We start from the raw sequence: 26,648 nt of genomic DNA, 5'->3' as shown, positions 1-26,648 counted from the left end.
GTACCTTTTATTCATATTCTTTTCTTCCTTCCCAACTTTTAAACCAATGCAGTCCTCCGAACAACACAACTGAAAAAAACATAAGGGATATCATAATGCCAATAATGGCTTGATTGATTATAAGACCGGTATTCGTTAGGATATCCTTGCCCGGCTCATATATTAAGTATACCCCCGGAAGCATTGATAATCTTATTGGCCATGCCCATGGCACAAACCGCCATACTTCATCTCCAAGACTTGTACCCATTAGTACAGCTATTAATAGCCCTGCTCCGCCAATTCCTATCGACGCCCCCATTCCCCAAGCAAAGCTTATCCACAAGTAAATTGCCAGTAATGGAATTGTTCCAATGGCCGCCATAATTGCACCTGCAATGAAAATGGGCCATGATATTGGTAGCTTTAGCAAAACATTAAATCCAAGCACAAGTAATATTGTAGCAGCCATAATACTTCCTGTAGCTGATAGAATAAGAATTGTAAGTTTTCCAAGATACAACTTTTGTCGTGGTGATTTACTTCCAAGAAGGCCATTAAAGCCGCCTGCCGATTCTTCCTGCTGTATCATAAGACCGGGTATTAATCCCGAGCCAAAAGGTATGATTATTGTTGTCCAAACTCCAAAAAATACTTGATAGATTGATGCTTGAATATCTGTCGATATTGTTCTCAATGAATAATATCCGATAACAAAAGCTGCAAAAATAAGCGGTGCTAAAAATACAATCCACCTTATGGGAGTTCGCCGGGTTTTAATCCATTCAGATGCCAATATTTTCACTATTTTACCTCCCTTCCGGTAAACCAGACGGAAGTAATCATTGTAAATAGTATAAATACTACAACGGACATCATAATCCCTTTTGGTATTACAGAAATATCTCTAAGCGGGTCTGATGCACTTAATAAAGTACCGTTAGGGTGCACACCTATAATTGGACACATAAGTCTTGTAGCCCAACTCCATGGCACATATAGCCAATAGGATTTTGGTGCTGCCAAAACACCGGCAATGAGTCCTATAAAACCTATTGCCATGCTAAAGAACGTTCCCTTCCAGGTTGCAGCACATAATTGTATCGGTATTAACGGAAGAGATACCAGCCATATAACAAATGCTCCGGCAAACAGCTCAAGCCATGGAATTGTTCCTCCGGCTGTTATAAAACCACAGAGCAATATTGCAATGATAAGAACTATTGTGGTAAGAAAGGTATGCCCTGCCATGACTATTATTTTAGATATCCATATGGAAGCCGGAGAAATATTATGTGCACGCAACCCCCGATAATTTCCGGCCTTTTTTTCCTGCGATTCAATCAATGCTGCAAATAATGCCATGCCAAGGGGAATAAAGATTACAGGCCACCAGTTATAGACCAAATCTATAAGAAGATACCATGGATGAATGAAATCAGCAGGTATATATAGCTTCTGAGGTATTGCATATAATACAAAAAACAAAGGGGCAAAAACAATTAATTTTCTCATAAAAGTTCTTTTATATTTTAGTAATTCTGATTTTACCATATCGATCATCTTAATTCTCCCCCTTTACAACTCTCATAAACAATTTCTCAAGATTTTCGTCAGGATTTATCCTACCTTGGTATTTGAGTATGCCTTCGCTTATAATGCCTATATTATCGACAATTTGAGAAACTTCAGATAATATATGGCTTGAAAGAAGCACTGTAATCCCTCTTTTTGGGAAAGAGCAAATTAAATCTCTTAACTCCTGAATTCCGACCGGATCAAGGCCATTGGTTGGTTCATCAAGAATCAACAACTCAGGGTCGCCAATAAGTGCTATCGCAATTCCCAACCTCTGCTTCATTCCCATTGAAAACTTAGAAGCAAGTTTTTTTCCGGTATTTTTTAAATCTACCAACTCAAGAACTTCATAAATCTTTTCTCTCTGTATTCCCATAAGCTTTGTATGCACCAATAGATTTTCTTCTGCTGTCAGATTACCGTACAATGCCGGTGTTTCGATAAGCGAACCTATCCGCAAAAGATGTTTTCGCTGCCATGGTTCGCCAAAGGCGATAATCTCGCCTTCACTCGGCTTCATCAAACCTGTTATCATCTTTAGTGTTGTAGACTTTCCGGCTCCATTAGGGCCAAGAAGTCCATATACGGTTCCTTTGGGAATCTTCAATGAAACGTCTTTTACAGCAAGCTGATTTCCGTAGTATTTTTTCAAATTCCTTGTTTCAAGTATCAACTCTGCCATTTTTTCCATCCTCTCATCAAATTATTATCTTTGATAAATAATTTAGATGAAAATTATAAAGAATCTATAAAGCTTTTAAAAAATCTTTTGGGATTTTTTTATGAAAGATGTTTACCGTATTAATTACGTGTAAGCTTATCTGGTATGCTAAAAATATCCGTTTTGCGTGCTTGAACATTTGACCTCTTTTGAACGAAGTAAAAGAGGTCAAAACGGAGTAGCTCGACACTCCGGAATTTTTATTTTATATAAGCAAATAGGATAATATCTATGCTTACAAGCTTAGCTATTATGATAATACTTGGATTACTGGCGAATGCCATCTTTACAAAGTTGAAACTTCCAGGATTAGTGGGTATACTGATTCTTAGCGTTTTTAGTGTTCGAATGCTGACTTTAAATAATCTTTCAAAGATTTTTTGTTACACTCATAAGCAATGCTTTTTTACACTTTAAGCTTCTGAATTCTTTACTGCTTAGGAAAAGTTTAAGAACGCTTCCTGGGTTATATTTTCTGCGTCAGCTTGATTCTTTAGATATTTCATTGATATACTCATAACCATATTACCAAACATCTGTAGATCTTCTTTTATTTTTTGCTCTTCAATATCATTACCGTCTTTCTGACGCTCAACGATTTGACCAAAATTATGAATGTATTTTTTATGATAGAAAAAGGTCTATCGGAAAATATCCGATAGACCCAAACTTCCCATAACATTAACCAATAAAAGGCTCAAAACCAGTGGTTTCTGACAAAATCTCAAAATTGCTTTTTTATTATCAATCAATTATCATGCTAGTTAATTTTCTTTTATTAAAGATTTCGGCATTTTCGGCTGATAGGCAACAAACGGGAAACTGGTAGAAGCCGATAAAGATGCAGCAGATACTGCCAACAGTGCAAGAATGGTACTAAGGAAATAAGGCACTTTTCTCTTAATCATAATGTCACCCCCCATATATAACCTTTACAAATTTAATCTCTAATCTAACTTCCTCTTTGGCATTTTGCAAATCTATAGCCTATAGGAGACAAGAGAAAGGTTACTGATAATGATGTAATTAAAGCAGCATTAAAGAGAATTTTGTCAGAATACCATAGGATAAATGAGCCTAAAGAAAGTACTGTAATCACAATCAGTGACAACACTTTTAGTTTAACCTTAAGTTTTTTCTTTAATATAGGCTTTTCCAATGAATCTCCGGGTGCATATTTATATGCTGCAAAAAAGTTTATCAAAAAGACTGGGATAGAATAGTATGGACTGGCAATATAAATATTTTTCGATAGAAATATAGATCCAAAGATTATAGCAGCATATGTTGCAATACATTTTATGCGTGAATTCATATGAGCCCCGCCCTCTACCATTCGCAAAATACTGTAGATTAAAAATACCGCCAAAAAATATTTAAAAACTCCGAAAAATAGTGCGGCAGAAAAAGCAGAAGCTATAACAATTGTCTCGTAAACAAGTATTTTAATGCCGTAATCTATAACTTCTTCTTTTTCAGGAGTGATATCATTTAGATTTTTCTTAATTAAACCGGTAACTTTTTTACTGAAAGCATCTATCATTTTTACCCCCCACAGTTTTTACTTATTTTATCTTTAATAATAAAAAAAGTATTTTATTAATAAGACAGACATTTTATTAAAAAATGAAATTTTATATTTATTCAATTCTACTTATTTTCAAAACATTTTTTATTTTGTTTATTGTTACTACTATTTTATGTATGTTTTTGCAAAATTAAAATACACAATATTAATATCTTTTATTGTATTTAATGTTTAAGACTCAAATTTAAATATATTCAAATCCATTAAACAAATGCATTGACTTATATAAATAGATAGAAATTAACAAAAATAAATCAACTTTCGCACGTGAATAATGTGCACTGAACATTGAAAAATCAATAGATTTGGGCAATAAAAAATACAAGAACCCCCTTCTATGTGATATAATAGAAGTATCCAAACCCTATTAAATCGACAATTTGGAGGTTCTTGAACATGTCTATTGTATCACAGAAGGTTAAGGAAGAAAATAGATTTTCTTTGACAGTTGATAACTTTTTCAAAATGTTTTCTGTAGGCTATCTGTTAAAAAAGTCAAACGCATATAAAGATAAAGGTATTCCTTGTCTTACGGTATTCAAAGTACTGTTTGAACTTGTTTTTACAGGCAAAAATCTGTTTATGAACTATAAAGCAGAAAGCTTTGATATACCATTTGCAAGGGATGTGGTCTACAGATTCTTAAATTCCATACATATCAACTGGCAAAGATTTTTATATTTGCTTTCTGCAAAGGTCATAAATCATCATATCGATAGATTAACGTCAGATGAACGGGTTGATGCCTTTGTAATTGACGATTCCTTCTACAGTAGGACAAGAAGCAAGTCAGTTGAGCTTTTAAGTTGGGTCAAAGATCATGCTGACGGCAATAAGAATAAAAAAGGCTTTCGTATGCTTACACTTGGTTGGACAGACGGTAATTCATTTATTCCTGTGGCCTTCAACCTTTTAAGTTCAACAAATCCAAGGGTTTGCATTAATCCAGCGAAAAATACTATAGATAAAAGAACCGTTGGTTTTAAACGCCGACAGAATGCCTTAGCCACTTCACCGGAATCTGCTCTGTCTATGCTGGAACAAGCAGTTGCTACCGGTATTAAAGCAAAATATGTTTTATTTGACAGTTGGTTCTCCTTTCCGGCTACTATTATCAAAATTTGTAAGATGAATCTTAATGTGATAGCTATGGTAAAGGATACTCCCAAGATTTACTATAACTTCAATGGTGAAAAAAAATCATTGAGAGAGATATACCGAACTGTCAGGAAACGTAGAGGAAGATCAAAATACCTTGCTTCAGTTATGGTAGAATTACACGATAAAGAAGGAAACCACATTCCAGCAAAAATTGTCTTTGTCCGTGACCGAAGAAACAAGAGTAAATGGCTAGCTCTCATATCTACAGATACTAGTCTTCCCGAAACAGAGATAATCAGGATATACGGAAAACGCTGGGACATAGAGGTATTCTTCAAGATGTGTAAGTCATACCTTAAGCTGGCTAAGGAATTTCAAGGTCGTTCTTATGATATGATGGTTGCCCATACAACTATTGTTTTTTCAAGGTACATTATGTTAGCGGTTGAGAACCGCAATAATACTGATTTACGCACTATTGGTACTTTGTTCTACTATTGCTGCGATGAACTTGAGGACATTAAATTCCATGAGGCACTGCAGCTTATAATAGAGGCTTTAAAAACTACTTTACAGGAAAAACTGCTTTTGACAAAGGAAACAGTCAACGAGTTTCTCAACTACTTTGTCACTTGTTTGCCTGTTCATATCAAGGCAAAGCTATCAGTTGTTTCCTGCGAAAGTTGATAAAAATAATAAATGGCCATAGAAATTCAAATATATTATGTAAACTTTGCACAAAAGTAAATACTATTACATCATTCCTTTTAAAATCCAATAAATGTTAAGTATAACATAAATAATTTGTTTACATAAAATTTTCTCCTTCCCGGCAATCAATAATTAAATTCTGCCAAGAAGGAGAATCTTTACCTGTCTGTAACTAAAACTTTTTCCATCCCCAAACTTACTAATTCCAATAAACTAAAGCAAATCGTAGATATTGTTTTTATTTATTATCTCGATGTTTGCCCAAATAACATCACTTTCAGGTCTTTGTCCGGTAACCAGCATATTATAAAGATGAATAACGGCATCATGAGCCTGACCAAAGGGATCATGGCTTATAGCTGCATATATTACCCCTTTCTTAATGTACTCAGCTATATCTTTGTTATAGAAACAACTTATAATTAGGGTTTTACCTACTAATCCCAGTTCTTCTACAGCCCTGACTGCACCATACAATCCGGCTCCGTAAACCGATATGGCACGTATATTACTGTTTCTCGTGAGCAGATCTTTTATTGTAGCATATGAAAGTTCTATATTGTCTGCACATGATGCCTGTGCTGCAACTTTTATACCTCTATATTTCTTGAGTTCAGCCAAAGTACTCTCTCTTCCGAAATCATCTCCCTCAGCTGTCAAGAATGCTACTTCTCCCTTTCCGTCTAATGCTTTTGCCATAATTCGAGCAACCACAGTTCCGGTTGATTTGATGTCAGGCCCAAAATAAGCAATACGCTTTGATTCTACCGGCAAATCAATATTAAAGGTCATAACGGGAATATTCTTTTGATAAGCCTGCTCAATCAACTCAGCAAGAAGAGGATCAAAACCCGGAACAATAATACCATTAACATTATTGTCTATTGCTTCTTTTACCAATCTCCTAAGCTGAGGCCCTACATCTTCCTCAATACCGTAAAAATCTATTGCTACATTCTTTTTAGCCAGTTCTTTCTTGGCATACAAGACACCTTTACGAATAACAAACCAAAATTCATTATCCAAAGGACAGATAAAGGCAATTCGCAATTGCCTGTCACTGTCAGCATCGACCGGAACTACCGATGTGTTGAATTTTTCAATTAGTATTTCAAATCCTTCAAGCATATGACTCAGCGATGAAGAACTTATATGAATCTTCTGCAATTCCTCCAATTCTTCTTGGGTTACTGCCGAAACCTCATTGGTCTTATTTGATATATCTTCTGAAATCTTATAAAGTTCCTGACTTTTTTCATTTATCTCATGAGCACTTGAATTGATTAAATTTGCTTCGTTGTGAACCTTCTTTATATCTGCTTCAAGTATATTTGCATTATTGTAGATAATATCAAAAGACTGTTTGATGGATTTAAATATATCCTTGCTGACATCATAACTCTCCACACACTCATCTATACTTTTGCTTACAAGCCCACTTCTATTTTGAATTTTTTTAAGTATTTCACTTATTTTGCTAACGCTTTCTTTGGTCGCTGCCGACAGCAAATTCATTTCATGGGCTACAACAGAAAATCCTTTACCCGATTCGCCTGCTTTGGCCGCTTCAACTGAAGCATTAAGCCCTAAAAGTTTCAGCTGTTCACTGGTTTTTGCAATAAGTTTACCAATATTATCTATCTGTGTTATATCAGCATTCAATTTCTTAATATACTCTGAAGTACTGTTCAAATTATCTGAAATAATATTAACCTGCTTATAGTACTCCTCCAGATTTTCCACTCCTGATGCTGTTGCACGTACCGATTCTTCAACCGACTTCTCAAATTTTTCAATACTCTCGGTAATAATTTCTATTCGATTTTTTACTTCATCAATACCAGCCATGGCATCACCCATAAGCTTTGCCTGATCATTGGCCCTTTCAGCAACATTTTCCATACTGGCTGCTATTCGTTTATTGCCCATGTAACTTCTATCCATACTTTTTGACAGATTATCAATGGCATCGGATATAGTTATTACATTAACTTTGGTCAATGAAATGAAATTGAGCAGATTTGACTTCATGTCATTAAAAGCCACCGTTAAAACCTCTAATCCAAAACTATCTTCCTTGAGAATATCATCTGCTTTCAGTTCTCCACTGGCAAGTAATTGAACTTTGTTATTAACCGCATCAATAGACCTAAAAAACTTAAACAAAACCGTCAATAATATTATGAATCCTAAAGCTTCAAAAATCAAAGCTGCAGTAAGAGTAATTCTTAAAGAAATTCCTGATAAAGTTCCTAGGAGTAAAGCTAAAATTGTAAGTGTTACAAATACAAATAAAAAAGCTACAATGGAAAACAGTATTGATTTTATGATGTTTTTGCTGCGTATACTTTGTCTAGCATTTTTCATAAACGTCCTCCTATTACAATATAGCTAACAATCAGCAGACTTTCATCTACTGCATTTATAGAATATATTTGTTAACATAAATATATGTAATTAAATTTTATGTCTACTTCTTGTTATTTTCAGTATAAAAAACCCGTTATTAAAACAAACTTTATAAAGTATTTCATAAACTCTATTGGAACAGTCAGTTGTACTAGTAAGAAATAGATTTGAAATACTATATAAAAAATACCAATCTGCTTTCTGACAAATCATTTCAGAACGTTTCAGTTATTCCTATCAAAACATATCATATTATTAATCGGCTATTTTAAAAAATTAATTACAATAAGTTTTATTAAATAACTGATAAATAAGTAAAATAAAAAATCTTTAAAAATATTTTTTATTTACTATTGCAATCTGCAATTTAAAATTATTTTAAAAAAAGAAATGGATATAAAAACAAACATAGTTTTGTTTATAGGCAAAAACAAAACTATATTTGTTATTCTCTGCTATATATAAAAGCTAAAAACCGCAATACAAACTAAAGTAAGTCATAAATGCTCTTTCTATCTATTATTTCCAGACGTGACCAAATATGTTCACCTTCAGGTTTTTGCCCTGTAACTAACATGTTGTACATATGAATAATCGCATCGTGAGCCTGTCCAAACGGATCATGACTTATAGCAGCACAAACTATTCCTTTTTTGATATATCTTGCTACTTCTTTGCCGTAGAAACAACTTACAATAAAGGTCTTGCCCACAAGGTCAAGCTCTTCAATAGCTCTGATAGCCCCAAACATTCCAACACCATGAACACTCATCGCACGTATTTTACTATTCTTTGTGAGCAGTTCTTTTGCTACAGTATAAGAAAGTTCAATATCATCTGCACAGCCTTCCTTTACTGTTACCTTTATACCCTTGTATTTCTTAAGTGCAGCCAAAGTCTCATTTTCCCAAAATACCCTTCCGCTACCTGTTAAAATAGCAACTTCACCTTTTCCGCCCAAAGTTTTTGATAAAGCACGGGCAGTAACAACTCCAGTTAAACTTATATCCGGCCCAAAATAAGCAATACGCTTTGATTTTACCGGCAAATCAACATTAAAGGTCATAACGGGAATATTCTTTTGATAAGCCTGCTCAATCAACTCAGCAAGAAGAGGATCAAAGCCCGTTACAATAATACCATCGACATTATTGTCCATTGCCTCTTTAAAGGATTCCCTAATTTTAGGTCCTACATCTTCCTCAATGCCGTAAAAATCTATTACTACATTCTTTTTAGCCAGTTCCTTCTTGGCATACAAGACACCTTTACGAATAACATACCAAAACTCATTATCCAAAGGACTCACAAAGGCAATTCGCAATTGCTTTTCACTATCAGCATCAACCGGAACTACCGATGTGTTGAATTTTTCAATTAGTGTTTCAAATCCTTCAAGCATATGATTCAACGATGAAGTGCTTATATTAATCTTCTGCAATTCTTCCAATTCTTCTAAGGTTACTGCTGAAACCTCATTGGTTTTATTTGATATATCTTCCGAAATCTTATAAAGTTCCTGACTTTTTTCATTAATCTCGTGTGCACTTGAATTGATTAAATTTGCTTCGTTGTGAACCTTCTTTATATCCGCTTCAAGTACATTTGCATTATTGTAGATAATATCAAAAGACTGTTTGATAGATTTAAATATATCTTTGCTGACATCATAACTCTCCACACACTCATCTATACTTTTGCTTACAAGTTCACTTCTATCCTGGATATTTTTCAGTATATCACTTATTTTGCCAACGCTCTCTTTGGTTGCTGCCGACAGCAAATTCATTTCATGAGCTACAACAGAAAAACCTTTACCCGATTCACCTGCTTTGGCCGCTTCAACTGAAGCATTAAGCCCTAAAAGTTTCAACTGCTCACTGGTCTTGGTAATAAGTTTACCAATATTATCTATCTGTGTTATATCAGCATTCAATTTTTTAATATATTCTGAAGTACTGTTCAAATTATCCGAAATAATATTAACCTGTTTATAGTACTCCTCCAGATTCTTTACCCCCGATGCCGTTGCACGTACCGATTCTTCAACCGACTTCTCAAACTTTTCAATACTCTCGGTAATAATTTCTATTCTGTTTTTTACTTCATCAATGCCAGCCATGGCATCGCCCATAAGCTTCGCCTGATCATTAGCCCTTTCGGCTACATTTTCCATACTGGCTGCTATTCGCTTATTGCCCATGTAACTTCTATCCATACTTTTTGACAAGCTCTCAATAGCATCGGATATAGTTATTATATTAACTTTGGTCAACGAAATAAAATTAATAAGATTGGATTTCATGTCATTAAAAGTTTCAGTCAGCAAACTGAGACCAAAACTCTCTTCCTTGAGAATATCATCCGCTTTCAAATCTCCATGAGCAAGCGACTGAACTTTTGAATTTACCGAATCAACGGAACGAAAAAACTTAAATAGAACTGTCAATATTGTTATAAATCCAATGACTTCAAAAATCAAAGCTGCAATAAGAATAATTGTTGCTGAAACACCGGATACTGATCCTATCAGTAAAGCTGAGAAGGTAAGTGTCAAAAATACAAGTAAAAAAATTATTATAGAAAATATAACTATCTTTATAATGTTCTTACTTTGTAAGTCTCGCTTTATTTTTTTCATAAATATCCTCCTGGATAAATTAAATATACCCAATAAGCATACATTTGCCTATTGTATTTATCAATTTATCATTGGCATAACATTGATATATAGCTTTTTATATTTACTTTTGTTATTTGAGCAGTAACGCTGTTAATTTCTCAGCTAGTCAGAGTTTACACTATTGACTGATAACAATCAGGTATTCCTCTCTATAGTCTGTAAATTTATTGATATGCAATTATTACGAAAATTTTTTAATAGCATCATAAATGAAACTAAAAATAATACATATTATTAATCGGCTTTTTTTTAAATTAATAATAGCAAATTAATTACAAATGCAAAAAGATTGATTTCTGAAACATTTTGTATCAAAATAAAAGTTATCAAACATATTGTTTTATAAAATTTCCTATGGTATAAAATTATAATTTGAAGAAAGGAAAAATGATATGGCCGAATTAAAAATTAGCTTTTATTCACACTCTTTAATACGTCCAGTTTCTTTTAAAATGTACATGCCAAACGATACGCTTGCTCAAGAAAATAATCCTCATTATAATCGAAAATGTAAAACAGTATTTGTTTTACACGGTTATTCAGGCCATGGAAGTGGATGGAACCGGATTTATGACCTGGGTGAAAAATACAACTTTGCTTTGATATTTCCAAACGGTGAAAATAGCTTTTATCTGGATTCACAGTCAACTGGCGGCAAATATTGCACATTTGTCGGGTCAGAATTGGTTCAGTATCTTCAAAAAACCTTCGGACTCTGCATGAGTAAAGAAGACACATTTATCAGCGGACTATCCATGGGCGGTTTCGGTGCCTTGCACACAGGTCTTGCATACCCTGAAACTTTTGGAAAAATTGTCGCCCTTTCCTCTGCACTAATTATACATCGAATAGCTGGAATGAAACCCGGTGAAGAAAATCAGTTCGCAAACTACTACTATTATCGGAATTGTTTTGGTGATTTAGACCGGCTTATTGAAAGTGACAACAACCCGGAAGTTCTCGTAAAGAAGTTAAAACAGCAGGGAAAAAACATCCCGGATATTTATATGGCCTGCGGAACCGAAGATTTTTTAATTGAAGACAATCGCCAGTTTTACCAGTTTTTGTCCAATCACGATGTAAAAGTTACTTATATCGAAGACACAGGCAGTCACAATATGGAATTCTGGAATAAATATTTTGCAAAAGGGTTTGCATGGCTGGCAGAAGGAAATTAAGCATAGTAATCTACTGGATATTCCGTAATTAAAAATTTTCCATAACTAATATATACAAAAGTGAAAAATTACTTCCGCTTTTGCGCGACATTATGCATAGCATAAATGTTATAGCAATATTTCAGCGGAAGTTTTTTCACTAAGTCATATAAATGTATTTACCCTTAACCAATTAAGTTTTTTATGATATTTTCGCTTCAATTTGCTTAATCAGTTTTGAAATACCTTCCTCAATTCTATTGAGATCCTCTGTTTTTGGAGAACCTTCAAATTCAATAGTGTCTACAAAGTCCCATTTCATTCTGTTTCTATCAACTATTTCATTCAATTCTTTTTCAGCACCGCCGGACCATCCAAAAGAACCAAAATACAAAGCAGATTTTCCGGCAACTTTCTTCCTTCCTATTTCTTCCATAGCTGCAGCTACCGGTGGAAACAACTTATATTCATAGGTAGGTGCAGCAACTATTATACCAGCTGATTGGAAAACAGTAGCAAGCATTTCACTTTCAGTCTCCAAAGGCATCTTGAGTTTATTTACCTTAATACCTTCTCTTTCCAGAATTTTTTCTGCATAATTGACTGCTTTTTCAGTCATTCCATACATTGACCCCCACAATATGGAGATTTCTTTTTTTCCGTATCCTTCTGCATATTTGCAAAATCTTAAATAGTCATCAATAATTTTCTGGGGATTTTTTCTATAAACCGGTCCATGTCCGGGAGCTATAATATTTATATCTAATTCTTTTGTCTTCTCTATTGCCTTTTTCACCATGGGTGTAAACGTTCCCATGACATTTGAAAAATATCTGATACCTTCCTTTTCAAAAAACTCAACTTCTTCAGGAGTCAATTCATCATCAAAATAATGTTCGCCTATTTTTCCAAAGGCTCCGTACATATCACACGAAAACAGGGTTTTTGTTCCTGATTCATAAGTAAGCATGGTATCAGGCCAATGTACATTTGGCGACGGATGGAAACTTAATTTTTTCCCTTTGCCTAAATCTAAAGTATCTCCTTCCTTGACAACTCTTATTTCGACTTCATTGCCATAAAATGAATTTATCAGTTTTGCCGCTTTATCTGTGCATATTATTGTTAAGTGATCATTGACCTTTTTAAAATTCTCAATCCATCCCGAATGGTCCGGCTCCATATGATTAACTATCAGATAATCTATTTCCTTAGGATTCAAATTCATTTCCTCGAAATTTTTATACAAAGTTTCCGGTATCCCGTCCCAACCTATAACACCGTCAATAACAGCAGTTTTATCGCCCTTAACTATATAAGAGTTCAACGTAACACCGTTAGCCAAATCCCACATACCTTCAAACAAAATATTTTCCACATTCATGGACAGCATATATACTCCGTCTGCAAGCTCTATTTTTTTCATAATCAACCCCTCCTGTTTATAAATTTTTTCTCAACTTTATTTAAGTTTATTTCAGAAAAAAATGCAACTGCCAATTCAAAATTTGATTCACATTATCTGTGATACATCTTAAAGCTCTTCTCTAACATTGAGATGCTTCTAACTACGTATCCGTCCTTACATCGTCCCATTCCTGGTCAAAATAGCAAATAAGCCAATTTAGAGCCTTATGCCTTTCAACCACAACTTCATCGTCGAGACCTCCGGGTGCGGGCAGGTTCTTAATTCTTGCATCTACGCAAGCCCAGTCATAACGGTAAATAAGATCAGCCTCATCAAGAATTTCATGTTTTTTCCTTAAATTTGAAGATACTAAAAATTCTTCAAAATTTTTTGCATCTTTTATATACCCAATTATTTCACTTAAATCACAAATTTTATTTGGAAAATCAAGTTCTTTAACATATCCCAATGCCCACAAAAGCACCAACAGGCATTCATATTCCCATGCAAATTGAATTGATTTCTCTTCATCAATGATATCTGAATTTATAAACTCCAATTCTCGTTCGGTAAAAAAAGTTTCTGCGTTGTATCGTTCAATAAGACTCTTCAAAAAAGACCTGCTCTCTTCTATTGATTTTCCACTTGCCAAATCAGCTGCATAGGTTGCAATTAAAGCCAAAGCTATTGCTCTCTTTGCTATTTCTTCTTTCTCTCTTATGCGTGCGTGCTCATCTCCAACAATAACAGGTAGATGTTCAATATATGGAATATTCCTGCTTTTTAGCAACTCAATAGATCTCTTTTTCCTTTCTTCTGCTGATTTTGTCGTCTCTACATGTTTATCCAGTATATCCGATGATGCTGTTACAATATAATCTTCAACCTGGCTCTCTCCATTTTGATCAAGGATAACTTTCCCGTACTTATCCAATATAGACCCTGACGGAACAAACAATAAAGCATTTAGCTTTGAGAGAATGTTCACAATTCTTTGATAAGAATCATTGTCAATTTCCCTGTCAGATACAATTCCCACACAGGCATTCAAGTATTGGATTTGTTTAAGTAATTTTTCTTTTATACTTTGATGTTTTGTAGGTATTTGATAAAAATACCCATACATACCGTTCATCATATCTTTATATCTTGTGGATTCACTTTCTGCTGTCATTAACGAAAAATTAATGCTATAACTTGAAAAGAGTTTTTTAAATGTTACCCGTATTTGATAACCGTTATTAAATACCTCAACCTTTTTGTCATTAAATTCATGTTTTATAGCTTCAACTATTTCTTGGACAGATTTGGTTGAAGTGTATATTGTACACTGCTTCATTTGCTATCACCCATTATCTTTCTCAAAATAACTTCTTAAAAATTAAGTTAACCGTCTTTCCAATATTGACACTCAAAGTTGCAATGTATACGCACGTCAACAGCTCAAAAACTTTTCATCACAAACCTTTTTTCTATATAAATCCATAAGCTATTCAATTTCAATATAAATGGGCTCAATAAAATCAGCCAGCCATACTCTTTCATTTCCCTTATAAAATTTAACCCCTTCATTCCATGCTTTTCTAGCGTTTATAACGAGTAAATCCGGCTCACTGTCTCTTCTTTTTCCCACTTGCAAAGCCATATCTTTATCAACTGCCAGGTGAACGTACTGCCTTCCCTTTGGAATTAACCCTTTTTCCATAATCATTGTCAGGAACCTTCTTGCTGTTCCATGATATAATATATCAGGCGGCTGCATAGATTCCTTTATTATCTTTTGGGGAATTGAATGTCCATAGAGAGCTCTTATCCTTTTGCCGTCGGTTTCAAATCTCTTTTTATCACAATTGTCCACTACATAGATAATATCTTTAATATCTAACTCGTACCATTTCTTTTCCTCCCGGAAGGCATACAGCAACTGCTCAATACTTACCCATCCATATTCATCCAGCTCCAGTTCATATTCCCACGGTGCATGCCTCAAAGCATAAGACATAGCCTTGCTTAATTTGATATAATCCATTTATTATCGCCCTTCCTCACAATATACCATTCAACGGTTACATTTGAGCAGTTCTTAAATTAAAGGGTATCTTTATCATCTCTAAAAACTATAGCTGATTTTAAAGCTTTCTCACAATTGTCTGATACCAAAACTACTTTTTCAGAGCATTTTTATTCCGATATGGTGCTTCAAATTTTATTTCATCAAAGCCAATTCAGCTTTTATAACCATATCTTACTTTAATTTGCCGAAATCTTCAAGAGTTATATATTTTTCCGGCTATCTTCAATGTCATTATTCAATATTTTTAAATAACTTTATTTTTGGATTACACTCTTTTACAACTCATTCTCATACGGAAAGCCCTAAACTTTGCAACATTTTTAAATCATCTGCAATTTTGTTTCCTATGGTTGTAAGGTAGTTCCCAACCATCATTGCATTGATACCAGCTTTAAATCCTTCGCTCTGATACTCTCCTAAGGATAACCTCCCACCGGCATATCTTATGGTAGCATAAGGCATTATCAGTCGGAAAAGGGCTATAGTTCGAAGTATCTCAAAAGGTTCCAGTCTTTTGACATTTTCCAGTGGTGTTCCTTTTACGGGATTTAAAATATTGATAGGAACAGATTTAATGCCAAGTTCACGGATTTCAAAGGCCATTTTTATTCTTTGCTCCATACTTTCCCCCATTCCAATTATGCCTCCGCAGCAAACCTCAAGACCTGCATCCTTCGCATTCTTTATCGTATTTATCCTGTCTTCATAGGTATGAGTGTCGCATATCTCTTTGTAATATTCCCGGCATGTTTCTATATTATGGTGATACATATAAAGACCTGCCTGTTTAAGGCTGAGTGCCTGTGAAAAAGATATGCTTCCCAATGATGCACACAGCTTAAGGCGTGTCTCTTTTTTCAATACTGAAATCATATCCAAAACCTTCTCAAAATCCTTTGATGAAAGACTTCCTCCGCTAGTTACAATTGCAAAAAGGTGAACTCCTTCCCTCTCATTTTCCCTTGCCCTTTTTAAAACTTCCTCAGTGCTTATTAAAGGGTAACTTTGAATGTCGGTATTATAATGCGCCGATTGCGCACAATATTTACAATTTTCAGAACATTTACCCGACTTTGCGTTAATAATGGAGCAAAGTTCAACGCTATTTCCCTTGTATCTTTTGCAAAGCCTGTCTGCCAATAAAAATATTTTTTCATTTTCTACATTGGCTTCAGCAAGTTCCATTGCTTGTTCGAAGCTTATCAGTTGACCTTTCTCCAATCTACTCTCTATCTGTTTCAAAATATTAGCCACAATTTACCACCCCCATGTTTTTTATCTATAATAGTCCTAAAAAAATTCATTGTCAACCATTTCTTTGCTTTTTGGTTGACAATACTTGATAAAGTCTTAAATTTCCAATTGCAGCAAAGCTTTTGATATTAACTTTCATACACTTCCAGTGCAATCTGGTGTTGCTTAAATTACATTAATTATATGATTAAGAAGTGTCATACTTTGAAATACTAATAGAAAACAATTTAATAAATAGCAGTGGAGGGCTTATGGCGAAAAACAAATATAAGGAAAAACACATGGATGTACCCATTGAAAATCACGATACTGCCGCATGGGCAAATACCAGTAAAATGAAACCAAAATCCAAAGTAAATATTCCTGACGAAGTTCAAGTCAGGAACGCCAAGGAATACGTGGATACAAATCAAAAGTAAAAAAGGGAAGGCTCAAATTTCAGCCTTCCCTTCTTCGTTCTAGAATAATCCGTGTTCCGCCAATTTTTTATATCGATTGAACCTTTCAGCTGCATTCTGCTCTGCAAGGTCAAATAAATTACCGGCAATATCCGGGAATACATTCATAAGCTGTGAATATCTTACCTCACCATTGATAAAATCTTTATAGTTTGCGGTAGGGTCTTTAGAATCGAGAATAAATGGATTCTTTCCTTCCTTGCGAAGTTCGGGATTGAACCTGTAAAGATGCCAATATCCAGCCTCAACAGCCTTTCGTTTCCTCAGCGATACTTGTTCCCATTCCTGTTTTTATTCCATGGCTTACACAAGGTGAATATGCAATAATCAATGACGGACCTTTGTATCTCTCTGCCTCGGTAATGGCTTTTATAGTCTGGTTCATATCGGCACCCATAGCAATCTGTGCAACATAAACATGTCCATAGGTCATAGCCATAAGGCCTAAGTCTTTCTTCTGAAGCTTTTTACCTGCAGCAGCCAACTTTGCAACACTAGCAGTAGGTGTAGCTTTTGAGCACTGCCCGCCGGTATTGGAATAAATTTCTGTATCCATTACAAACAGATTTACATCTTCTCCCATGGCCAGAACATGGTCCAATCCTCCAAAACCGATATCGTAAGACCATCCGTCACCACCGATAACCCAGAAGGATCTCTTTACAAGGAAATCTTTTCTTTTAGCGATCTCCTCCAGTAATTGATTGCCTTTATAATCATAGTCCTCAAGTACTTCTATTACTTGCTTTGAAGCAGTTTTTGATGCTTCCCCGTCATCAAATGCATCAAGCCAGCCTTGGAAGGCTTTTTTCAGACGTTCGTCAATGAGTAAATTCATTGCTTCTTTTATGAGCTCGGCAAGTTTAGCTCTTACCTGCTTTACTCCAAGGAACATGCCGTAGCCAAACTCAGCCGCATCTTCAAACAAAGGATTTATCCATGCCGGACCCTTTCCTTCTGCATTTGTTGTGTAGGCAATAGAAGGTGCAGAAGCTCCCCATATGGATGAACAGCCTGTAGCGTTGGATATCATCATTCTGTCGCCAAAAAGCTGTGTAAGAAGTCTTATATATGGTGTTTCTCCACACCCTGGGCATGCACCGTTGAACTCCAGCAACGGCCTTATGAATTGGCTTCCCTTCACTGTATTTTTGTCCATCAGCCCCGACTTCTCCGTGATAGTCATGGCGAACTCCCAATTTTCCGCCTGAGCTTCTATTTCCTGCTCAGCAGGCTGCATAATCAGTGCCTTTCCTTTAGCAGGACATACATCAGCACAACTGCCGCATCCGGTACAATCCAATGGTGCTACCTGAACACGGAATTGCAAATGTTCAAGGCCTTTTCCTGTAGCAGTTTTTGTTTGGAAAGTGTCGGGTTTTCGTGCAACTTCTTCATCATTAAGGAGGAAAAGCCGTATGGTTGCATGAGGACATACATAGGAACACCTACCGCATTGTATACACTTTTCAATTTGCCATTGGGGTATCATTGGAGCAATACCTCGTTTTTCATAAGCAGTAGTACCTAAAGGAAATGTTCCGTCTTCCATTCCTACAAAAGTACTTACCGGTAGTTCATCTCCTTCTTGCCTTGCCATCGGCCTTTGAATATTTTTCACAAAGTCCGGTTCTTCTTTTACAGGTAAGCCTTTATCCTGTGCATCTTTCCATGATGCAGGCACTTCAACTTTGACCAGAGCTTCTATAGCTCTATCTACAGCTTTTATGTTCATGTCAACAATATTTTGTCCCTTTTTTCCATACATCTTGCTTATGGAATCTTTCAAGTACTTCAAAGCATCCTCAACGGGAATTATATTTGACAAGTAGAAAAAGGCTGCCTGCATAACCATGTTAATTCTGTTCCCCAAGCCAAGTTCTGAAGCAATGGCCAAAGCATCGATGATATAGAACCGGATATTATTATCGGCGATATATCTTTTAATAGTGGCCGGAAGCTTTTCCTCCAATTCTTCAACTTTCCAGGGACAGTTAAGTACAAAAGTACCTCCCTTCTTCAGGCCTTTCAACAGATCATACTGGTACACAAAGGACTTATTATGACATGCCACGTAATTGGCATTATAAACCAGATAAGAAGATCTTATAGGCTTAGGTCCGAATCTGAGGTGAGAAACAGTAGTACCTCCGGATTTTTTACTGTCATAGGAAAAGTATGCCTGAACATACATATCGGTATTGTCTCCGATTATTTTTATCGCTGTCTTGTTTGCACCTACAGTACCGTCCGAGCCAAGCCCCCATATCCTGCAGCTGGTTGTAGCTTCCGGAGCAGTATCTACTATATCTCCTTCAGGAAGCGATGTATGAGTTACATCGTCTACAATTCCAATGGTAAACCTGTCTTTGGGTGTATTTTCTTTCAGATTATTGAAAACGGCAATAATCTGAGAAGGTCTGGTGTCCTTTGATGAAAGCCCATACCTTCCTCCTACAATTACAGGAGGTTTTTCATAATCCTTGAAGGCTTTTACAACATCAAGATATAATGGTTCCCCGGCAGCACCGGGTTCCTTTGTCCTATCCAGCACAGCTATTTTCTTTACCGTTTTCGGAATAACATTGAGCAAGTGCTTCTCCGAGAACGGTCTATAGAGATGAACTCTTACCGTACCGACCTTTTCACCTCTTGCATTTAAATAGTCTACTGTTTCATATATGGTATCACTGGCTGAACCCATGGCTATTATGATATATTCGGCATCATCTGCACCATAGTATTCAAACAGCTTGTATTTCCTTCCGGTTATATCTCCCAGTTTGTCCATATATTCTTGTACAATTTCAGGTATTGCATTATAAAAAGGGTTCGCACTTTCCCTTTGTTGAAAATAAATATCCGGATTTTGAGTAGTTCCTCTTGCAACAGGGTGTTCCGGATTTAAAGCCCTGTTTCTGAAATCTTCAATAGCTTTATAATCCACCAGTTTTTTGATGTCTTCATAGTCAACAACACCGATTTTTTGATATTCATGAGACGTTCTGAATCCATCAAAAAAGTGTATGAAGGGAACCCTTGACTTTATTGCCGATAAATGGGCAATAATACCAAGATCCATCGTTTCCTGCACATTCGTCGAAGCAAGCATGGCAACTCCAGTCTGCCGGCAGGCCATCACATCCTGATGGTCTCCAAAGATAGACAGCGCCTGCGCTGCCACTGATCTTGCGGCAACATGCAGAACACCTGGCAAGAGCTCTCCGGCCAATTTATATAAACTTGGAATCATCATAAGAAGTCCCTGCGCCGATGTAAAGGTAGATGCCAATGCACCGGACTGCAGAGCACCCCTCATGGCGGCAACCGCTCCAGCCTCTGACTGCATCTCAACAACTCTTACCTGCTGGTCGAATATGTTTTTCTTGCCATGGGCAGACCACTCATCAACAGCTTCTGCCATAGGCGTGGATGGTGTTATCGGATATATGGAAGCCACTTCTGTCAACGCATAGGCTGCATAAGCGGCAGCCTGGTTTCCGTCCATTGTCTGTTTTTTCTGCATATAGACTCTCCTTTGTTTCTCTATTATCTGATTTATAGAGTTATTATTTCACCAAGAAAAGATATAAATTCAAAGAGTATATACATTTAATTTTCTGTCCCTAATCTTTGTTAATAAAAAAGCTTGATTATGCAATAAGCTGTTTTTTGCAGGAAAGTTGCTCTCATACCGACTTAAACTCAATAATATAAAAAAAGTGCTAGATGATACTTTTTATATAAAAAATAGCCTGAAGTAAATATTCCAGGCTATTTATTCTCCTTTTAATGTTGCTGACTGCTATCTTGTACATTTGGATCGGGATTTTTAAAGCTCGGTGGCTGAGGATTGCTTACATCAAAGAATTTACCCGGTGTTGACAGGTCAAAGTAGAGCTTGGAGTCTTGAGTAACACCCCAATCTTTTTGCGAACCGCTGTCCTGTATTCTGTTAAAGGCTTCTCTAAACATAGTATTATGAGCTTCCTCTCTGTTCAAAAGAAAGTCAATTGTCTCTCTTACACCTTTGTCGTTTATTTGCCTGTAAAGGTATTCATACACTACTTTAGCCCTTTGTTCTGCAGCAATATTTGATAAAAGGTCTGCTGCAAGGTCACCGGTTACATTGACATAAGCAGCTGTCCAATATTGTCCCGATGCATTGGTAAGCACGGGTGAAAGTCCTGTAAGCACCTGCGCCTGGATATTCCCCACCGTAGTATTTTGCGCATCCAGGTTATGTCCATTTAATAGGTTTATTGTAGTAGCTATCATTTCCATATGGCTTAATTCCTCAGCCGCAATATCCAGGAACAAATCCTTAATGGCAGCATCTTTTATACGTAAACTTTGTGAGAGATACTGCATAGCTGCTTTTAGTTCACCCTGAGGTCCTCCCAATTGCTCCTGCAGCATGGCTGCATAGTTGGGATTTGGTGCATCTACTCTAACTTCATGCAATAATTGTTTTTCATGCTTAAACATCTACTTTTCTCCTCCTATAATCTCCAAAAAACTTGAAAGTTTATTGCATGAAGTTATTGTTTGATTTATTTTATAAACATATGCAATTCATTGATATGCCAATGCTTAGCATTTTTATAGGAAATACCGTCAAATCGGTGAAATTTTATTGATTTTATGTTACTTTTGATAATGTTGAGGTTCAATTCTTATAGATGGTATAAATGTTCTCAACTTCCGGCAAGTCAATATTCTTGGCATTCTTTAGCACTAAATTATATATATTTGCATACTATATTATGTAAACTATTTTTTATATTAAGGGGGTATACCCATATGCCATATAACCCTTGGTACAATCGCCAAATTACCCAACAACAAGCAGTACAAATAGCTTTGCAACGAGTTCCAGGACAGGTAATCAGAGTTGAACTGGATACTGAGAATGGTATGTTGGTTTATGAAGTAAAAATCAGGGTAGTCTATGGGGTTTACGAAGTAAAAGTAAACGCTGCTACCGGCGCAATAGTTGATATTGATTTTGATGATAATTAATCAATGCAGATTTCTGTATTGATATGTTTCTGCAACAAATAAAATAGGGTTTTCCAGCATTAGTGTCCCGGGTACAACACTCGAGAAGAAACTAATGCATTAAAAACCCTTTGTTTACATAAAATACTCTACCTGCTTAATCCATGAATTTCTTATCATTCTATCTAACAATACCAAGTAATTTATCCACTTCCGATGTGACACGCATAAAGCGTTCATGGTAACTTCCGCCAACGCTGATATACTTTATACCACGCTCATCAAATAATCTCTTTATCTGATTTCCATATTTTTCCCGATCGAAGGCTATTTGAGCATGCCTGTCTCCATCCTGTACAAATTCCACATCGGGCTCTAAATAAAATACCAAATCGTAATGGTTCAAATTGGAAATTGCATCCGCCAGTACTTTGTTTTTCTCCTTTTCATTTTGCGGATCATCCAGAAAATCAATATAAAATCTGGTAATCAAACAATCGGTGTCAATAAACAGTACTTTGTTGCTATGCTTAATTGCCTCTAGTTCTTTCATTTTATGGGCCAGCAGAATCTCAGTGAAATCACCTGGAAGCATAAATCTATCTGTTCCTGAACGCATAGAAATTTCTTTTCCGATTTCTTCAACGTAATTGGTATTGTAGTAATTGGCTAAGTTTATAGTGAGAGTTGATTTTCCTGTACTTTCCCCACCAATAAGCAGAACTTTTTTGACATAGTATTCTCTTACAACATTCGGTATACTATCCCAGTTAGCATAAGGATTCTTTCGTATCTCTGTGGAACTGATTCCATTCCTTTTGATAATATAAAGCTCGCTTTCTTGATAACACTGCTTCCAATAACTATTTTCATCATAATCACTTCCACAGAAAACCACATCAATAGGTTTTCCTATCATATCTTTTACTTTCTGTGCATCACTATGCCAATACTCTTTTGAATAAGCTGTCTTTTCCGGTGCATAGTCCTCAAGAAAGTGTATCTTTACATTGCCTATATGTTTTGTAACTTGATATATCCATCGATACCGTACTCTCGGCGGTATCTCCTTGCGATTTACTCCACAGCTTATAATAATGTGCAACTCCTTGCATTGATTTGCCGCTTCGATTATACATCGTATATGTCCTAAGTGCAGCGGATTAAAAACCCCACCATATATTCCAACATTATACACTTTTTCCACTCCTCTTGCTTTCTCTATACCACTTAATAAACATGAAAACAGCATTTAACAAATAAATGCACCACATAATCAATGTTGCAATATTCTCTCCACCATTCATAAAATCTACAGCCCACATGTATACCGAAACTGTGTCAATAATAATCCAAAGCACCCACTGTTCCATATATCTCTTTACGCATAGAATCTGGGCCACAACAGATAGTACTGTAGTTGAAGCATCTACAAAAGGAAGATTCCCCCCCATTTTCTTTAAAATCAAACCGTATAGGAAAATTCCCATCGCAGAGCTTATAAATAAACTTACAATACCAGTACCTTTCAACTTTTTCTTCTCAACTTCTTTTGTTTCTGCATTCATATGCTTATTCCACATTATCCAGCCAACTATATTCATAGGGGCATAGTATAAAACATTTAGCATTACATCGCCATAATACTTTGCACCATAGGCATCAAAGGCATAGAGCACAGTATTAACCATTCCAAAGGCATAGGATGAAACTTTACCTTTTCCTGTCAGTACAACACATATAACCCCAGTTATGGCCATAATAATTCCGGCCAAGTTTTCATTCAAGTATATAGAAATCAACAGAATTGCTATGGTAGATATGGTAATCCACAAAATCTCCCACAGCTTCCAGCCGGATAATTCATCCTTTATAAAAGTAACAATTTTCTCCATATTCATCTTCCATTCCGTATTTTTTATTTCAATAAATAGACTATCAGATTTTATAAAGGAAAAAAGGCAATAATACAAAATAGCATAATTCAAAAATCAGTCAACAATTTGTATTTTACCAATTAATATTATGCATTATAACGGAATTCAATCTAAGTGGACAATATTAAAAAAAGAGTTTATCAAAAATATAAGAAGGAGAATTCAGTTTTTTAACTCTTGTTAATCCCGATCTCATATCTATCATTAAAAGTGTTCAAAATCCTTTTTAACTCCGAATCGAGAATAAGTCTTACTCTATCGACAATAAAACCGGGTATCTCCCCATAGTATGCTTGTGCAATTCCTCCTGCAATACAAGCTATTGTATCACTGTCTCCTCCAATTGAAATAGCTTTCCTTATAGCATCTTCAAAATTTTCCGACTCAAGGAAAGCAATGATCGCTTGCGGCACAGAACCCTGGCACGATGAATCAAACTTGTAATTAGGTCTTATATCGTCCAAGTGCTGGTTAAGATTATAGCCAAACTTCTTTTCAATAAAATCTTTTATATCTTTTTTACTGTTGCCTGTTCTGGCTAAAAAAACTGCACCAGCAACAGCCTGAGCACCTTTTATTCCTTCCTTGTGATTATGAGTTACAACTGCACTTCTTTTAGCCTCTTCAAGTACATCTTCCAAAGTATCAAAGGCAAAACCTATGGGACTAACCCTCATTGCAGAGCCATTTCCATAGCTATTGTATGGTTTCAATTCCTCGCTTGACAGCCACTGCTCAAACATTCGACCATAGCCCACATTAGGATATTTTCTGCCATATTCTTTGAGCTTATAGGCATAGATTTTTTCTGCTTCAATTTCATTAACTATATAATTATTATGGCTCAGTCTATTTAGTATTGCATCAGCTATTGCTATTGTCATAACCGTATCATCGGTAAATCTGGACTGACTGTTGAAAAGTTCGAAATCAACTGTCTTCACGTTATTCCATTCAAATAACGAACCTATAATATCTCCTGCAATTGCACCCAGCATAAATATCTCCCAACCTTAAATTATCTTTTTTGCTGCTCTTTCTCATATATATTGAAATTATATCGTCAAACTTTCAATTAAAATATAATCAATCTCTTTTTTATCATAATTCAATTGTTAAAACCCTTATAATCCAAATAATTCAACTCAATTTGGATAAAAGAATTTTGTCCTCACCTGCTGAAATTACGGTAACGGTTTTACTCCATTTTATTTCCCTGAATATATTCATCAAGTAATTTTGCTGCCTGTTCAACAAGTTCTGCACAAGGACGCTTTTTATAATAACTCTCATTTCTGTCTTCAGGTACAGGACTATCATTCTTTATTGAGAGGCCCAGTAATTCCCTGCATACTATTGAACCGTTATCTTTTTCAAATTGCTTTGCCAAATTCTGAACCAACTCATAATGCTCTGTTTTGGCTTCTTTATTTTTCGGATCAGTGTATCCGTATTTCATACCGATAACCATAAGCATTCCCGTAACTGTTCCGCAAACTTCCCGTAATTTCCCAATACCGCCTCCAAAAGGAGATGATATTTTTACTGCCGTATCAAAATCCAGTCCCGTTTCATCGCAAAAAGCAGCCAAAACCGCTTGTGAACAGTTATAACCTCTTTGAAACAGCTCTTTTGCCAAATCAGAATGCGCACTCATTTTTTATACCCCCGTTTTTTGTATTTCCGGCATAGTAAATTATGTTTTCAAAGTAACTAACCTTCTGAAAAACAGCATTAATCTTTGATTGTGTAAAAGACTGAAGTCCATAATAACTCTTTAAGTCAAATTATTATAAAGGATACAGCTTTATCCTATCTATCTTATGGATGTTTTTCTCCAAGTCTTCTTTAAAGAATGCCCTTCCATGAGAAGGATATATTTTAGAAGGATTTATATTAAGTATTACTTCCCATGATTTCTTGTATTCTTTTAAATCCTCAATCCATATAGTCACTTTATTTAAACTGGGGAAACCATTCATTGCTGCATCACCGCAAAACAACGTTCCATCTCTTAGTAACAGTCCAATAGAATCTTTTGTATGGCCTGGAAGATTAATAATTGTACCTGACAACTCCATTTCAACGGCTGATCGTTGCTCATTGTCTAAGACAATATATCTGTCAGGTCTATCTACCGGTGGAAACCTATGTTCTCCTTTTCCAAACATTTTCATAACCCTACAAAAAGCTAAAGCCAAATAACCTGTACATCTGCCATCAAAAGAGTTAACTCCTTCTCTCAATCTGTTTACTGCTTGTGGATGCAATATCACCTTAGCGTCACAATTGTCCAGCAGTTCATTCAAAAAACCGGCATGGTCATCGTGTGCATGTGTAAGAAAAATATAAGCAATATCCTCTAATTTAATATTGTGTTTTCTCAGCCTCTTTTTAAAGCTTTTGAACTGCTCCGGATAACCGGTATCGATTAATAAATATCCTTTGGACAGCTTTAAAATATAGCTGTTGACTATTCTGTTTCCTACATTTATAATCTTCATGCTTCTATCCTCAATTTGTTTTTACTATTCCAATCTGTTTTTTATATTTTTATAAAAGAATTAATTTCCTCAGCCATTCAACACA

21 protein-coding genes and 1 pseudogene are annotated in these 26,648 nt (G+C 35.6%); 4 read left to right on the top strand and 18 right to left on the bottom strand.

The features are described 5' to 3' along the window. Positions 1-7: 7 nt before the first annotated feature. The 5 genes from CLOCL_RS03720 to CLOCL_RS03705 form a co-directional block, all read right to left on the bottom strand. Positions 8-784, bottom strand: a complete 777-nt coding sequence (locus CLOCL_RS03720; protein ID WP_014254099.1) for a lantibiotic immunity ABC transporter MutG family permease subunit — start codon at positions 782-784, stop codon at positions 8-10. Continuing rightward, the gene (locus CLOCL_RS03715; protein WP_014254098.1) at positions 784-1,542 is read right to left on the bottom strand and encodes a lantibiotic immunity ABC transporter MutE/EpiE family permease subunit; all 759 of its coding nucleotides are present in this window, start codon (positions 1,540-1,542) and stop codon (positions 784-786) included. Before CLOCL_RS03715 ends, CLOCL_RS03720 begins: the two co-directional genes overlap by 1 nt. A gap of 1 nt (position 1,543) precedes the next feature. Beyond that, entirely contained in the window at positions 1,544-2,239 is a 696-nt protein-coding gene (locus CLOCL_RS03710; protein WP_014254097.1) for a lantibiotic protection ABC transporter ATP-binding protein, read from the bottom strand. A gap of 803 nt (positions 2,240-3,042) precedes the next feature. Then, positions 3,043-3,186, bottom strand: coding sequence for an AgrD family cyclic lactone autoinducer peptide (locus CLOCL_RS21430; protein WP_014254095.1), 144 nt, complete (start codon positions 3,184-3,186; stop codon positions 3,043-3,045). Between the two features lie 44 nt (positions 3,187-3,230). Beyond that, on the bottom strand, positions 3,231-3,821 hold the full coding sequence (locus CLOCL_RS03705; RefSeq protein WP_014254094.1) for an accessory gene regulator ArgB-like protein: 591 nt from the start codon (positions 3,819-3,821) through the stop codon (positions 3,231-3,233). A 441-nt stretch (positions 3,822-4,262) separates the two neighbouring features. Between CLOCL_RS03705 and CLOCL_RS03700 the strand changes: the two genes are divergently transcribed. Then, positions 4,263-5,654 (top strand): IS4 family transposase, encoded by a 1,392-nt coding sequence (locus tag CLOCL_RS03700; protein ID WP_014254049.1) that lies wholly within the window; start codon positions 4,263-4,265, stop codon positions 5,652-5,654. Positions 5,655-5,891: 237 nt separating this feature from the next. Here CLOCL_RS03700 and CLOCL_RS03695 read toward each other — a convergent pair whose 3' ends face one another. Both CLOCL_RS03695 and CLOCL_RS03690 read right to left on the bottom strand, forming a co-directional pair. Continuing rightward, positions 5,892-8,045: a substrate-binding domain-containing protein gene (locus tag CLOCL_RS03695; RefSeq protein WP_014254093.1), complete on the bottom strand. Its 2,154-nt coding sequence runs from the start codon at positions 8,043-8,045 to the stop codon at positions 5,892-5,894. A gap of 529 nt (positions 8,046-8,574) precedes the next feature. Further along, entirely contained in the window at positions 8,575-10,728 is a 2,154-nt protein-coding gene (locus tag CLOCL_RS03690; RefSeq protein WP_014254092.1) for a substrate-binding domain-containing protein, read from the bottom strand. A gap of 434 nt (positions 10,729-11,162) precedes the next feature. Between CLOCL_RS03690 and CLOCL_RS03685 the strand changes: the two genes are divergently transcribed. Then, on the top strand, positions 11,163-11,948 hold the full coding sequence (locus CLOCL_RS03685) for an alpha/beta hydrolase (protein WP_014254091.1): 786 nt from the start codon (positions 11,163-11,165) through the stop codon (positions 11,946-11,948). Between the two features lie 181 nt (positions 11,949-12,129). Here CLOCL_RS03685 and CLOCL_RS03680 read toward each other — a convergent pair whose 3' ends face one another. The 4 genes from CLOCL_RS03680 to bioB form a co-directional block, all read right to left on the bottom strand. Continuing rightward, positions 12,130-13,353 carry an FprA family A-type flavoprotein gene (locus tag CLOCL_RS03680; protein WP_014254090.1) on the bottom strand — a complete coding sequence of 408 codons (1,224 nt, stop codon included), beginning with the start codon at positions 13,351-13,353 and terminating at the stop codon, positions 12,130-12,132. Between the two features lie 142 nt (positions 13,354-13,495). Continuing rightward, positions 13,496-14,674, bottom strand: a complete 1,179-nt coding sequence (locus CLOCL_RS03675) for a DUF4272 domain-containing protein (RefSeq protein WP_014254089.1) — start codon at positions 14,672-14,674, stop codon at positions 13,496-13,498. Positions 14,675-14,824: 150 nt separating this feature from the next. Next, complete coding sequence (locus tag CLOCL_RS03670; RefSeq protein WP_014254088.1) at positions 14,825-15,364, bottom strand: RNA 2'-phosphotransferase; 540 nt, start codon at positions 15,362-15,364, stop codon at positions 14,825-14,827. Between the two features lie 333 nt (positions 15,365-15,697). Next, positions 15,698-16,663 (bottom strand): biotin synthase BioB, encoded by a 966-nt coding sequence (gene bioB, locus CLOCL_RS03665; protein ID WP_014254087.1) that lies wholly within the window; start codon positions 16,661-16,663, stop codon positions 15,698-15,700. Positions 16,664-16,914: 251 nt separating this feature from the next. Between bioB and CLOCL_RS21425 the strand changes: the two genes are divergently transcribed. Beyond that, complete coding sequence (locus tag CLOCL_RS21425; RefSeq protein ID WP_014254086.1) at positions 16,915-17,082, top strand: CDIF630_02480 family spore surface protein; 168 nt, start codon at positions 16,915-16,917, stop codon at positions 17,080-17,082. 39 nt (positions 17,083-17,121) lie between these two features. Here CLOCL_RS21425 and nifJ read toward each other — a convergent pair. Together nifJ and CLOCL_RS03655 are read right to left on the bottom strand one after the other, a co-directional pair. Then, positions 17,122-20,647: pseudogene (gene nifJ, locus CLOCL_RS03660) on the bottom strand (pyruvate:ferredoxin (flavodoxin) oxidoreductase). A gap of 263 nt (positions 20,648-20,910) precedes the next feature. Continuing rightward, positions 20,911-21,609, bottom strand: coding sequence for a manganese catalase family protein (locus CLOCL_RS03655; RefSeq protein WP_014254084.1), 699 nt, complete (start codon positions 21,607-21,609; stop codon positions 20,911-20,913). A gap of 315 nt (positions 21,610-21,924) precedes the next feature. On the opposite strand from CLOCL_RS03655, the gene CLOCL_RS03650 reads away from it, so the two are divergent. Further along, the gene (locus CLOCL_RS03650; protein WP_014254083.1) at positions 21,925-22,143 is read left to right on the top strand and encodes a PepSY domain-containing protein; all 219 of its coding nucleotides are present in this window, start codon (positions 21,925-21,927) and stop codon (positions 22,141-22,143) included. Positions 22,144-22,303: 160 nt separating this feature from the next. Here the strand turns inward: CLOCL_RS03650 and nadR are convergent, their stop codons facing one another. The 5 genes from nadR to CLOCL_RS03625 form a co-directional block, all read right to left on the bottom strand. Next, entirely contained in the window at positions 22,304-23,320 is a 1,017-nt protein-coding gene (nadR, locus tag CLOCL_RS03645) for a multifunctional transcriptional regulator/nicotinamide-nucleotide adenylyltransferase/ribosylnicotinamide kinase NadR (RefSeq protein ID WP_014254082.1), read from the bottom strand. Next, positions 23,313-24,017 (bottom strand): nicotinamide riboside transporter PnuC, encoded by a 705-nt coding sequence (gene pnuC, locus CLOCL_RS03640; RefSeq protein ID WP_014254081.1) that lies wholly within the window; start codon positions 24,015-24,017, stop codon positions 23,313-23,315. The genes nadR and pnuC overlap by 8 nt, the downstream gene beginning before the upstream one ends. 212 nt (positions 24,018-24,229) lie before the next feature. Continuing rightward, entirely contained in the window at positions 24,230-25,057 is an 828-nt protein-coding gene (locus CLOCL_RS03635) for an ADP-ribosylglycohydrolase family protein (RefSeq protein WP_014254080.1), read from the bottom strand. A 200-nt stretch (positions 25,058-25,257) separates the two neighbouring features. Further along, a complete protein-coding gene (locus tag CLOCL_RS03630) occupies positions 25,258-25,716 on the bottom strand; it encodes a C-GCAxxG-C-C family protein (protein ID WP_014254079.1) in 459 nt (152 codons plus the stop codon). Positions 25,717-25,849: 133 nt separating this feature from the next. Next, a complete protein-coding gene (locus CLOCL_RS03625) occupies positions 25,850-26,563 on the bottom strand; it encodes an MBL fold metallo-hydrolase (protein ID WP_014254078.1) in 714 nt (237 codons plus the stop codon). Between the last annotated feature and the right edge of the window lie 85 nt (positions 26,564-26,648).

The organism is Acetivibrio clariflavus DSM 19732, assembly GCF_000237085.1.
In the GTDB taxonomy this organism is placed as follows: domain Bacteria; phylum Bacillota; class Clostridia; order Acetivibrionales; family Acetivibrionaceae; genus Acetivibrio; species Acetivibrio clariflavus.
Note: the sequence above shows the minus strand (reverse complement) of the source record. Positions and strands in the feature narration are given on the sequence as shown.

Bases quoted from the DNA above. Each gene is read 5' to 3' on its own strand.
- CLOCL_RS03655 (WP_014254084.1), bottom strand. From the start codon at position 21,609: ATGTTTAAGCATGAAAAACAATTATTGCATGAAGTTAGAGTAGATGCA.
- CLOCL_RS03625 (WP_014254078.1), bottom strand. From the start codon at position 26,563: ATGAAGATTATAAATGTAGGAAACAGAATAGTCAACAGCTATATTTTA.
- CLOCL_RS21425 (WP_014254086.1), top strand. From the start codon at position 16,915: ATGGCGAAAAACAAATATAAGGAAAAACACATGGATGTACCCATTGAA.
- CLOCL_RS03715 (WP_014254098.1), bottom strand. From the start codon at position 1,542: ATGATCGATATGGTAAAATCAGAATTACTAAAATATAAAAGAACTTTT.
- CLOCL_RS03700 (WP_014254049.1), top strand. From the start codon at position 4,263: ATGTCTATTGTATCACAGAAGGTTAAGGAAGAAAATAGATTTTCTTTG.
- CLOCL_RS03630 (WP_014254079.1), bottom strand. From the start codon at position 25,716: ATGAGTGCGCATTCTGATTTGGCAAAAGAGCTGTTTCAAAGAGGTTAT.
- CLOCL_RS03685 (WP_014254091.1), top strand. From the start codon at position 11,163: ATGGCCGAATTAAAAATTAGCTTTTATTCACACTCTTTAATACGTCCA.
- CLOCL_RS03710 (WP_014254097.1), bottom strand. From the start codon at position 2,239: ATGGCAGAGTTGATACTTGAAACAAGGAATTTGAAAAAATACTACGGA.
- CLOCL_RS03650 (WP_014254083.1), top strand. From the start codon at position 21,925: ATGCCATATAACCCTTGGTACAATCGCCAAATTACCCAACAACAAGCA.
- CLOCL_RS21430 (WP_014254095.1), bottom strand. From the start codon at position 3,186: ATGATTAAGAGAAAAGTGCCTTATTTCCTTAGTACCATTCTTGCACTG.
- CLOCL_RS03705 (WP_014254094.1), bottom strand. From the start codon at position 3,821: ATGATAGATGCTTTCAGTAAAAAAGTTACCGGTTTAATTAAGAAAAAT.
- CLOCL_RS03680 (WP_014254090.1), bottom strand. From the start codon at position 13,353: ATGAAAAAAATAGAGCTTGCAGACGGAGTATATATGCTGTCCATGAAT.
- CLOCL_RS03670 (WP_014254088.1), bottom strand. From the start codon at position 15,364: ATGGATTATATCAAATTAAGCAAGGCTATGTCTTATGCTTTGAGGCAT.
- CLOCL_RS03635 (WP_014254080.1), bottom strand. From the start codon at position 25,057: ATGCTGGGTGCAATTGCAGGAGATATTATAGGTTCGTTATTTGAATGG.
- CLOCL_RS03675 (WP_014254089.1), bottom strand. From the start codon at position 14,674: ATGAAGCAGTGTACAATATACACTTCAACCAAATCTGTCCAAGAAATA.
- CLOCL_RS03695 (WP_014254093.1), bottom strand. From the start codon at position 8,045: ATGAAAAATGCTAGACAAAGTATACGCAGCAAAAACATCATAAAATCA.
- CLOCL_RS03690 (WP_014254092.1), bottom strand. From the start codon at position 10,728: ATGAAAAAAATAAAGCGAGACTTACAAAGTAAGAACATTATAAAGATA.
- pnuC (WP_014254081.1), bottom strand. From the start codon at position 24,017: ATGGAGAAAATTGTTACTTTTATAAAGGATGAATTATCCGGCTGGAAG.